This window comes from Kineococcus anabasis (assembly GCF_054590795.1).
Window position 1 is genome coordinate 586478 of sequence record NZ_BAAIHU010000007.1, and the last position, 10439, is coordinate 596916.

Annotated in this window: 9 protein-coding genes; 4 read left to right on the forward strand and 5 right to left on the reverse strand. The window is 73.4% G+C overall.

Annotation, left to right across the window (positions count from 1 at the left end; translation table 11 throughout):
- The first annotated feature begins 44 nt into the window (after nt 1-44).
- From ACYQBY_RS13530 to ACYQBY_RS13540, 3 genes are read left to right on the forward strand one after another with little or no spacing between them, the layout of a single operon-like run.
- On the forward strand, nt 45-1394 hold the full coding sequence (locus tag ACYQBY_RS13530) for an extracellular solute-binding protein (protein ID WP_459644369.1): 1350 nt from the start codon (nt 45-47) through the stop codon (nt 1392-1394).
- Nucleotides 1391-2332, forward strand: a complete 942-nt coding sequence (locus ACYQBY_RS13535) for a carbohydrate ABC transporter permease (protein WP_459644370.1) — start codon at nt 1391-1393, stop codon at nt 2330-2332. Before ACYQBY_RS13530 ends, ACYQBY_RS13535 begins: the two co-directional genes overlap by 4 nt.
- A 1-nt stretch (nt 2333) precedes the next feature.
- Nucleotides 2334-3245: a carbohydrate ABC transporter permease gene (locus ACYQBY_RS13540; protein ID WP_459644371.1), complete on the forward strand. Its 912-nt coding sequence runs from the start codon at nt 2334-2336 to the stop codon at nt 3243-3245.
- Nucleotides 3246-3250: 5 nt separating this feature from the next.
- Here ACYQBY_RS13540 and ACYQBY_RS13545 read toward each other — a convergent pair whose 3' ends face one another.
- The gene (locus ACYQBY_RS13545; protein ID WP_459644372.1) at nt 3251-4276 is read right to left on the reverse strand and encodes a LacI family DNA-binding transcriptional regulator; all 1026 of its coding nucleotides are present in this window, start codon (nt 4274-4276) and stop codon (nt 3251-3253) included.
- 357 nt (nt 4277-4633) lie between these two features.
- Between ACYQBY_RS13545 and ACYQBY_RS13550 the strand changes: the two genes are divergently transcribed.
- On the forward strand, nt 4634-5821 hold the full coding sequence (locus ACYQBY_RS13550) for a hypothetical protein (protein WP_459644373.1): 1188 nt from the start codon (nt 4634-4636) through the stop codon (nt 5819-5821).
- A gap of 43 nt (nt 5822-5864) precedes the next feature.
- Here the strand turns inward: ACYQBY_RS13550 and ACYQBY_RS13555 are convergent, their stop codons facing one another.
- From ACYQBY_RS13555 to cysC, 4 genes are all read right to left on the reverse strand, one after another.
- Nucleotides 5865-6653 (reverse strand): 3'(2'),5'-bisphosphate nucleotidase CysQ, encoded by a 789-nt coding sequence (locus ACYQBY_RS13555; protein ID WP_459644374.1) that lies wholly within the window; start codon nt 6651-6653, stop codon nt 5865-5867.
- Nucleotides 6646-7596 (reverse strand): formylglycine-generating enzyme family protein, encoded by a 951-nt coding sequence (locus tag ACYQBY_RS13560; RefSeq protein WP_459644375.1) that lies wholly within the window; start codon nt 7594-7596, stop codon nt 6646-6648. Before ACYQBY_RS13560 ends, ACYQBY_RS13555 begins: the two co-directional genes overlap by 8 nt.
- A complete protein-coding gene (locus ACYQBY_RS13565) occupies nt 7593-9008 on the reverse strand; it encodes a sulfatase family protein (protein WP_459644376.1) in 1416 nt (471 codons plus the stop codon). Before ACYQBY_RS13565 ends, ACYQBY_RS13560 begins: the two co-directional genes overlap by 4 nt.
- 50 nt (nt 9009-9058) lie before the next feature.
- The coding region (gene cysC / locus ACYQBY_RS13570) for an adenylyl-sulfate kinase (RefSeq protein WP_459644377.1) at nt 9059-10439 on the reverse strand (1381 nt) is incomplete at its 5' end.

The window sequence follows — 10439 nt, forward strand, 5'->3', positions numbered from 1 at the left end:
AGCGAGGTGCCGCGCCCGCGCCGACGACGGCGGAAGGACGACGTGTGACACGCTCCCTGCCACCACCACCGCGCCGACCGAGCAGGCGCGCCCTGCTCAGGGGCGGGCTCGCGCTCGGCGGGCTCGGCCTTGCGGGCTGCGGCTCGCCGCTCGCCGCCGGGATCGCCGGCACCCAGCTCGCCCCGGGCACCGTGACGTTCTGGAACCTCTTCGGCGGCGGCGACGGGGCCCGCCTGCAGCTCATGCTCGACGAGTACGCCGAGCAGAACGGCGGCCCCGGCTCCCTCCAGGCGGCCACGTTCGCCTGGGGCAACCCGTACTACACGAAGGTGTCGCTGGCGACGCTCGGGGACAAACCGCCGGACGTCGCCGTGGCGCACCTGACGCGCGGGCAGAACCTGGCCCGGGCCGGGCTGCTCACCGAGCTGACCGACGACGTGCTCGCCCTGGCGGACCTGACGCCGGAGGACTTCACGCCCAAGGTGTGGGAGGCGCAGCAGCTCGACGGGCGGTCCTACGCCATCCCGCTGGACACCCACCCCTTCGTCCTCTTCTACAACAAGGCCGTCTGCGAGAAGGCGGGCCTGCTCGACGGCGGGGGGAAGCTGAAGCCGATCGAGGGTGTGGAGCAGTGGGACGCCGCGCTCACCGCCGCCAAGGAGGCCACCGGCGCGTACGGGGCGAGCGTCGCGACCGTCACCGACACCGCCACCCCGTGGCGCCTCTTCCAGTCGCTGTACTCCCAGCGCGAGGGCAACACCCCGTTCCTGTCGGAGGGCGGCACCGAGCTCACGTTCGACGAGGCGCTGGTGGAGGACACCCTGGCGTACCTGCAGAGCCTCACCGCCAGGGGCCTGATGCCCGCCACGACCGACTACGCCGGCTCCCAGACGCTGATGTTCACCGGGAAGTCCGCCTTCTACCTGCAGGGCGAGTGGGAGATCACCACCGCCCAGAGCGTGGAGGGGCTCGAGTTCGGCATGGCACCGATCCCCCAGCTCTACGAGCAGCCGGCCTGCCAGGCCGACTCCCACGCCTTCGTGCTGCCCCGGATGGAGCGCAGCGACGACCAGCTGCGGCGCGCGATGGGCTTCGTGAGGTCCATGCTCGACCAGAGCCTCACGTGGGCCGAGGGCGGACACATCCCCTCCTACCGGCCCACCCTGGAGAGCCCCGAGTACGCCGCGCTGGAACCGCAGTCCGACTACTCCGCAGCCGCCGAGTACGGGGTGTACGACGCCCCGGCCTGGTACTCCGGCTCCGGCTCCAACTTCGAGACCATCGTCGGTGCCCAGATCGGGCTGGTGCTGCAGGGTTCCGCCAGCCCGCAGGAGGCCATCGCCAGCATGCGCTCCCAGCTCCAGACCTACGCGCGCACGGAGGACCCGCTGTGAGTGCCGAGACCATCACCAGGCCGGGGACGGCCGCGACCAGCACCCTGAGGAAGGATGGGCTGCGCAAGGGCGAGACCCGGCCCGCCTGGCTGTTCCTCGCACCGTTCGCCCTCTTCTACGTCCTGTTCCTCATCTGGCCGACCCTCTACATGGTCGTGGCCAGCCTGTTCAACACCAGCATCGTCAAGGAGGGCCTCGGCACGTTCGCCGGGCTCGGCAACTACCGGGAGATGCTGACCCGGCCGGAGTTCTGGTCGGCGATGTGGCACACCCTGCAGTTCACGCTCTACACGGTCCCGCCGCTGGTGCTGCTGTCCTTCGTCTTCGCCGTGCTGGCCAACCGCCTGCAGCGGGGGCAGTGGTTCTTCCGGCTGGCGTTCTTCGTGCCGTTCATCCTGCCCTCCGCCGCGATCGCGCTCATCTGGAACTTCATCCTCAGCCCGGCGACGGGGCTCCTCGCGGTCGTGCAGGGCTGGTTCGGCGTGGAGGAGCCGGCCCCCATCCTGGGCACGCCCGCCCTGGCGATGATCGGCATCGCCCTGGCCACCGTCTGGTGGACGATCGGGTTCAACTTCATCCTCTACCTCGCGGGCCTGCAGGAGATCCCCCGCGAGATCTACGAGGCGGCGGCCATCGACGGCGCCTCCCCGTGGCAGCAGGTCCGCTGGATCACCCTGCCGATGCTCAGCCGCACCACGACCCTCGTGGTCCTGCTCCAGATCATCGCCAGCCTCAAGGTCTTCGACCAGGTGTACCTCATGACGGCCGGCGGTCCGGGCATCTCCACGGAGGTGGCCCTCGGCCTGGTCACCACCTCGGCGTTCACCGACTTCCGCGTCGGCGCCGCCTCCGCGGCCTCCGTGCTGCTGTTCATCGTCATCGTGGTCATCGCCGTCCTGCGGCAGCTCATCGACCGCGCACAGGAGAGGAGGGCCTGAGATGGCGACCCAGACCGGCAGCGCCTCGCGGCGCACGGGGATCTCCGCCGCCGCACCCCCGGCGCGGCGCACCACCGACTCGGCGAAGAACAGCACCCGCACCTTCAACATCGTGTGCGGGATCGTGCTCGGCCTCTTCGCCCTGCTCTGGCTCACCCCGAGCCTGTGGGCGATCAGGACGTCGCTGACACCCAACAGCGTCTCCGCCGTCGGCGCGGAGGCGATCCTGGGCCACCCGGGTGCGACCCTGGAGCCGTACCAGGCCATCCTCGGCGGCGGCTCGATCTGGAACTGGTACCTCGCGAGCTTCTTCACCGCCTCCGTCAGCACCGCCCTGACCGTCGCGTTCGCCTCGATGGCCGGATACGCCCTGTCGCGGCTGCAGTTCCGGGGACGCAAGGTGGCCTTCGTCCTCATCCTCGCCGGCGTCATGATCCCCAACCAGGTGCTCGTGGTGCCGATCTTCCAGATGCTCGACTCGGTGGGTCTGCTCAACACCTACTGGGCGGTAATCCTCCCCCAGGTCCCCTACGTCATCGCGGTGTTCGTCTTCAAGCAGTTCTTCGACGGCCTGCCGAAGGAGCTGGAGGAGTCCGCCCGCCTCGACGGGGCGGGCTTCTGGCGGATCTACCGCTCGATCATCATGCCGCTGTCCAAGCCGGTGGTCTCGGCGATGGCGATCCTCACGTTCGTCAACGTGTGGAACAACCTGCTGCTGCCGCTGTTCGTCGTGTCCAACCCCGAGCTGATGACCATCCCGGTCGGCCTGGCGACGGTGCAGGGCTCCTTCGGCCAGCGCGTCTCCGACATCCAGGCCTCGGCGATCCTGGGCGCCCTGCCGCTGGTCGTGCTGTTCCTGCTCTTCCAGCGCCGCATCGTGGAGGGCGTCGCCGGCACGGGCCTGAAGGGCTGAGCGGGTCAGTCCACGGCGGCCGCGCCCGCCGTGGACTCCCGCACCCTCAGGGCGTACGGGGTGAACACCTGCCGGCCCTGCCCCCGTGCGGCCGGGGAGAGCACCTGCTCCTGGAGCATCGCGAGGGCGCTGTCCGCGAGCTCCGCCGTCGCCGGCGCCACCGACGACAGCGACGGGCTGGTGTACCGGGACTCCTCCACGTCGTCGAAACCCACGAGGGCGACCTCCTCCGGTACCGCGACACCGTGGTGCAGCAGCGCCCGCAGGGCGCCCAGCGCCAGGGTGTCGCTGAACGCGAACACGGCGTCGGGCCGCTGACCCGGCGCGTCGAGCACCCGCTGCACGGCGGCGGCCCCGGCCTCCCTGGTCCACTCCTCCGCGTGCAGCCGCCACCGGCGCTGCGGCCGGACCCCCGCGGCCGCGAGCGCGTCCTCGTAGCCCTGCAGCCGCAGGGTGGACGTGGCGTGGTGGCGGTGCTGCACCCCGAGGGCGGCGATGCGGCGCCGGCCGAGGGAGAGCAGGTGCTCCACGGCCACCCGGGCCGCCTCCCGGTTGGGCACGCCGACGTGGTCGAGCGGCCCGTCGGCGACGAGGTCACCGAGCAGGACGAGGGGGACCTGCGGCCGGGCGACGGCCACGTCGTGCGGGGTGAGCGAGGTGGGGCTGAGCAGCACCCCGTCGGTGAGGTGGGTGCGCCCGCCGCGCAGGACCTCCAGCTCCCGGGCGCGCTCGCCGTGCGTCACCTCGGTGAGGACGGTGAACCTGCGGCGCTCGGCGGCGGTGACGACGGCCGTCGCCAGCTCCCCGAAGTAGGGCACGGTGAAGTCGGGGATCGCCAGCGTGACGATGCCGGTGCGCCCGGTGGTGAGGCTGCGTGCCGCGGTGTTCATGCGGTAGCCCAGCGCGTCCAGCGAGCGCTGCACCCGCTCGCGCATGGCGGGGCTGACGTGCGGGTAGTCGTTGACGACGTTGGAGACGGTCCGCAGTGAGACCCCGGCGTGCGCGGCGACCTCGCGCATCCCCACCGCCACCAGAACACCCCCTCGGCGCGGGGGCCGGCGCTCCCCGCGGGAAACCCCGGCCGGTCCGCCATCATCCCACGGGAGAACCGGGCCCGGCCGGTCCGGCGCAGGGCCACGAGCACCGGGGGCGCCGGGACGGGGGCGCCGGGACGGGGGAACCGTCGACGTCCGCGCCCCCGGAGCAGGCTCCCGGGGTGACCGCAGCACTTCAGCATTCGCAGTACTACTCAGAGTCACATTGTTGCCATTTTTATCGGTTCATTCATGTCTTGACGGAACTGACAGTCACCTCGTACCGTCCCACCCCTCGCGGAAGCGGTTCCCGCGAGTCGCTCCGCCCTGTCGACGATGACACCTGGAGAACCAGTGGCGCTTCGCTCCGTCCTGCCCAGCACGCCCCGCCCCCCTCGCACCGCGCGCCTGTGGCGCAACGCCGTCACCGGCGCCGGAACCCTGGCCCTCGCGGCCGCCGGCGTCCTCGTGGCGCCGCAGGCCGCCCAGGCCGCCTGCGGTGACGGCACGTTCAACGCCTCGGCGACCCGGGTGGACAACACCTGGACCGCCCGCAACGGCAGCCGCACCGTCTACACCGGCAGCGACATGCGCTCCGCCGTGCAGGCCGCCGTCAACAGCCTCTCCGCCGGCCGCACGACGAAGCAGCGCGTCGTCGTCCGCGGCTCCGGCACCGTCCCCAACGGCCAGCGGATCACCCTGCCCAGCTACACCACGCTCGACGTCTGCGGCACGATCAACGTGAGCGGCAGCGCCTCCGGGGACTACGCCCCGATCTACACCCGCGGAACCCGCGACGTCGAGGTCCAGAACGTGACCGTCACGGGCACCCCGAACTACGGCATCTTCGCCCGCAACGTCGTGGGCCTCACCCTCGGCCAGGTCACCATGCGCCTGTCCAGCGGCCTCGGCGTCCGCATCGACAACCGCGGCGACACCAGCCAGTGGACCCGCAACGTCCGCATCGACAACGTCTACGTCTCCGGGGCCAGCTCCCACGCGGTGGAGACCTACGGCGTCGACGGGCTCAGCATCGGCACCGTCACCGCCCGCGGCGTCGGGGAGTCCGGCCTGCTGCTGAACCAGACGATCAACGCGACCATCGGCACGGTCGACGCCGAGAACGCCGGGGCGGGCACCGGGTACGCCGCGTTCCGCATGGCCAACCGCAACGGCCGGGTCGGCTCCAGCTACGCCACGAACGTCCGCGTCGACCTCGTGCGAGCCCGCGGCGGCGGCCGCGGCATCTTCTGCGTCTCCGAGAGCGGCGGCGCGGTCATCAACCGCGTGGACATCGCCAGCACCGGCTCCAACGCGGTCATGATCGAGAACTGCTACAACGTCAGCCTCGCCACCAACGGCGGGACCATCTCCGGCGGTGGCGAGATCCGCCTCGCCGAGCGCACCGAGTTCGCCGGCAACCGCGACATCACGCTGCAGAACTTCACGCTGACGAACAACCGGATCGTCGAGAGCCCCTGCGCCGACAACCTGACCATCCGGAACATCACGCTGAACAACTCCAGCATCCGGCGCTGCTGAGCCCCGGGACGACGGGCTGACCGGGCACCGGGGGCGTGCCCGGTCAGCCGGCGTCCCGCAGGACGGCGAGGATCGCGGCGGCCGTCTCCCGCCGGGCGATCAGCAGGTCCGGCATCCACACGTCGGCCTGGTTGAACCGGGCCGGGGACCCGTCGAGCCGGCTCGCGTGCAGGCCCGCGGCGAGGGCGACGGCGACGGGGGCGGCGGTGTCCCACTCCGACATGCCGCCGTCGTGGACGTAGGCGTCGGCCTCCCCGCGGACGACGGCCATCGCCTTGGCCCCGGCCGATCCCTTCGGCACGATCTCCGCGCCGAGCTCCCGGCGCAGCACCTCCGCCTGGGCGGGCGGCCTGCTGCGGCTCACGACGACCCGCAGCCTGCCCGGCGTCGCGGGCGGCACCACCGGCGGCCGTCCCGTCGAGGCGGTCGTCCCCAGTGCCGGCAGCGCGACGGCCCCCGCGACGAGCCCGCCACCGGCCCACAGCGCAACGTGGACGGCCCAGTCGTCGCGGGAGACCTCCCCGTACTCGCGGGTGCCGTCCAGGGGGTCGACGATCCACACCCGCTCCGCCCGCAGGCGCGCGCGGTCGTCGGCGGCCTCCTCGCTGAGGACCGCGTCACCGGGGCGCAGCCGGGTCAGCAGGGCGGCGAGGACCTGCTGGCCCAGTGCGTCGCCCCGGCGGCGCAGGTCCGGCGCGCCCGCGGCGGTCTCCCGCAGCGCGAGCAGCTCGCGGCCGGCCGCGGTCGCGGCGAACTCCGCGGCCGCGTGGTCGTCGGTGGTGTCCAGCTCGTCGGGGACGTGCGGCGGGTACGTGGCGGCCTCCTCAGGCAACGGGCAGGACGCAGCGGAACCCGAGGTTCGCCAGCGTCGCGCCGGGGTCGTTCGACGTCCGCGCCGAGACGCGGTAGCGGTTGCAGTAGGAGTCGTGGCACAGGAAGGACCCGCCGCGCATCACCCGGTTCCGGCTGCGACGCTGCCTCGGGGTCCACCACGTGTCCGCACACCACTCCCACACGTTGCCCGCGGCCTGGTGCAGGCCGTAGCCGTTGGGCTCGTACCAGCGGGCCGGGGCGGTGCCGGTGAACCCGTCCTCGCCGGTGTCGTGCCCGGGGAACTCGCCCTGCCAGATGTTGCAGCGGTGCTCCCCGCCCGGGTGCAGCTCGTCCCCCCACGGGTAGCGCTTCTGCTCCAGCCCGCCGCGGGCGGCGCGCTCCCACTCGGCCTCCGTGGGCAGGCGGGCCCCGGCCCACGCGCAGTACGCCTCGGCGTCGGCGGTCGAGACGTGCACGACCGGGTGGTCCCGGCGCTCCCGCACGTGGGAGCCGGGCCCCTCCGGCGCGGACCAGGTGGCGCCCGGGACCGCCGCCCACCACGGCGCGGTGGGCGGGCGGGGGCACTCCTCCCGCAGCCGGGGCGGCAGGGCGCCGGCCGGCACGAACGACCAGCCGACCTCCTCGGCCGTGCTGCGGTGGCCGGTGGCGTCCGCGAACGCGGCGAACTGCGCCACGGTCACGGTGGTCGCCCCGACGCGGAACGGTTCCACCGCGACCGGGCGCACGGGGCCCTCGGCGTCGAACGGGTTGACGTCGGGGTCCTCGCTGCCCATGAGGAACGTCCCGCCGGGGACGTCCACCCACTCCCCCGGTGCCGCACCGGGGGAGTGGGTGGACGCCGCGACGGGTACCGGCGCCCGCACCGGGACGGGCCCGGCGACGGGGGGCCTGGCGACGGGGGGCCCGGCGGCGCGGGGCGCGGTCGGACCGCAGCAGCTCATCCCGCGGCGTCCTCCCGCGCCGGCCCGGAGCGGACGGCGCCGGTGAGGCGGCGCTGCGCCGCGAGGGGCTCGCGCGGCGGCATGCCGAGCTGCTCCAGGTACGCGGCGAGCATCCGGGTGGCGAACGCCTCGCCCTCCTCCAGCGCGGGCAGGACGTCGCCGGTGGAGGCGCGCCAGTCGTGCAGCCGGCGGGCCAGGTCCTGCTGCACCTGCGCCACCTCCGGCCGGTCGGCGAGGTTCGTGCGCTCCAGCGGGTCGGCGCGCAGGTCGTACAGCTCCCGCGGCGCCCGGGGCTCGGCGAACTCCTCCCCCACCGCCGTGCCCGACGGGCTCGCCGCGATGTCCAGGGGGAGGTCCAGGCGGGGCCGGGGTGCGTAGTTCTCGATGTAGCTGTGCGTGGAGGTCCGCACGGCCCGGATCGGGTCGTAGCTGTCGTGGTACGTCTTCTGCGTGAACACCTCCGTGCGCGCCGGCGGGAGGTCCGCGGACGGCGAGGTGAGCGCCGCGGCGTGCGAGAGGCCCTCCACCTCCTCCGGGACCTCCACACCCAGCAGGTCGAGCAGCGTCGGCACGAGGTCCACGCCGCTGAACAGGCCGGTGTACTCGTGCGCCGCGACCCGCCGCCGGCGCGGGGGGCGCACGAGGCACGCGATCCCGGTGCCGGCGTCGTAGAGGGTGGACTTCGCGCCGGGGAACGCCTCGCCGTGGTCGGTGACGAACACCACCCACGTCGTCTCGTCGAGACCGAGGACCTTCAGGGTGTCCAGCAGCCGCCCGACCGCCGCGTCCGCGATCTCGATCGAGGAGTGGAACCCGGCGAGGTCCTCGCGCACCTGCGGGGTGTCCGGCAGGTACGCCGGCACCTCGAAGGCACCGGGGTCACCCGGCGGGTAGTCCTCCACGGGGTAGGGCCGGTGGGTCTCGAAGAAACCCGCCGTGAGGAAGAACGGCCGGCGCTCCGGCCCTGCCTCGACGGCCGCGCGCACCCACTCCTGGCTGCGGTCGACGACCCAGTCGCAGCGGGAGTCGGTGACGTCGAACTCCTCGAAGCCCAGCCGCTCCGGCCGGGCGGTCTCGTGCTGCATCCCGAACAGGGCGGTGCGCCACCCCGCCGCGCCCAGCAGCTGCGGCAGGGTGCGCACGTCGTCGTGGTACTCGAACCCGTGGTGCGCGAGGGCGAGCAACCCGTTGCTGTGCGGGTACCTGCCCGTGAACAGCGAACCGCGCGCCGGGGAGCACAGCGGGGCCGTGGCGTGGGCGGCGGTGAACAGCACGCCCTCCGCCGCCAGGGTGTCCAGGTTCGGGCTGTGGGCGCCGGAGGCGCCGTAGCACGCGAGGTGGCGCCCCAGGTCGTGCCAGTGCACGAGGAGGACGTCGTCGCGCGCGGCCGGCCGGCCGGCGGAGGATTTCATCCGCTCACCATAGGCGGGCTGCGCGGAGAGGGCTGGATCGTGTGTTCCCGTCATGCCTGACCCTCCGCGAACTCGCGCTCGCGCGCCTCCAGCGTCGCGAGCACCCGCCGGACGAGGACGTCGAGGTCCGCTCCCGTCGTGTCGATCACCAGGTCGGGGGACTCCGGGGGCTCGTAGGGCGCGTCGATCCCGGTGAGCCCGCGGAGCTGACCCGCACGCGCCCTGGCGTAGAGGCCCTTGGGGTCGCGGCGCTCGCACTCCTCGATGGGCGTGGCGACGTGGATCTCCAGGAAGGGGATCCCGGCGGCCTCGTTCATGGCCCGCGCGATGGCCCGGTCCGAGCGCAGCGGCGAGACCATCGAGGCGATGGCGACGACCCCGGCGTCGGCGAACAGGCGGGTGAGGTGCCCGACGCGGCGGATGTGCTCGGCCCGGTCGCCCGGGGAGAACCCCAGGTCGTCGGACAGCCCGTGCCGGACGTTGTCGCCGTCGAGGAGGTACGCCACCCGCCCGGCCCCCACGAGGGCGCGCTCGACCGCCACGGCGACCGTCGACTTGCCGGAGGCGGGGAAACCCGTCAGCCAGACGGTCGCCCCGCGCTGCCCGGTGGAGGACACGCGGTGCTCGCGCCGCAGCGAGGAGGGGTGCCAGGTGACGTCCTCGCGGTGCCGCTTCGGCGCCTCGGCCGGCTTGACCTGCAGGACGGTGCCGGCCGCGACGGTGTCGTTGCCGTGCTCGTCGACGAGGATGAACGCCCCCGTCTCGCGGTTGCCGCTGTAGGGGTCGGCCGGCACCACCGAGCTGGTGCGCAGGGTGACGTTGCCGATGTCGTTGAGGTTCAGCTCGACGGGGTCGGGGAACTCGTGGAGCGTCTCGGGGTCGAGGCGGTCGTGCAGGAACTGCACGGTGGCCCGGACCGTGCGGGTGGTGTGCTTCAGCACGAAGCGGTCACCGGCCCGCAGCGGGGTCTCGCTCATCCAGCAGACGCTGGCGACGAGCTCACGCGCCTGCACGGGCTGGTCTCCGGGGCTCACGATCAGGTCCCCCCGGCCGACGTCGAGGTCGTCGGCCAGCTCCACGGCCACCGAGAGCCCGGGCACGGCGGTGGGGCGGGTCTCGTCGAGGGTGTCGATGGCGGTGACCCGGCTCGTGGCGCCCGCGGGCAGCACGACGACCTCGTCGCCGACGGACAGGGTGCCGGCGGCCATCCGCCCGGTGTAGCGGCGGCGCTGCTCCCCGCCGGGGCCGGCCTCGGGGCGGGAGACCCACTGCACGGGCAGGCGCAGCCCGCCGACGCCGTGGTCGGGCGGGGTGACCTCCACGGCCTCCAGGTGCTCCATGAGGGTGGGACCGGTGTACCAGGGCGTGGCCGCGGAGCGGTGCACCACGTTGTCGCCGTGCTTGGCGGCGATCGGCACCACCAGCAGCTCG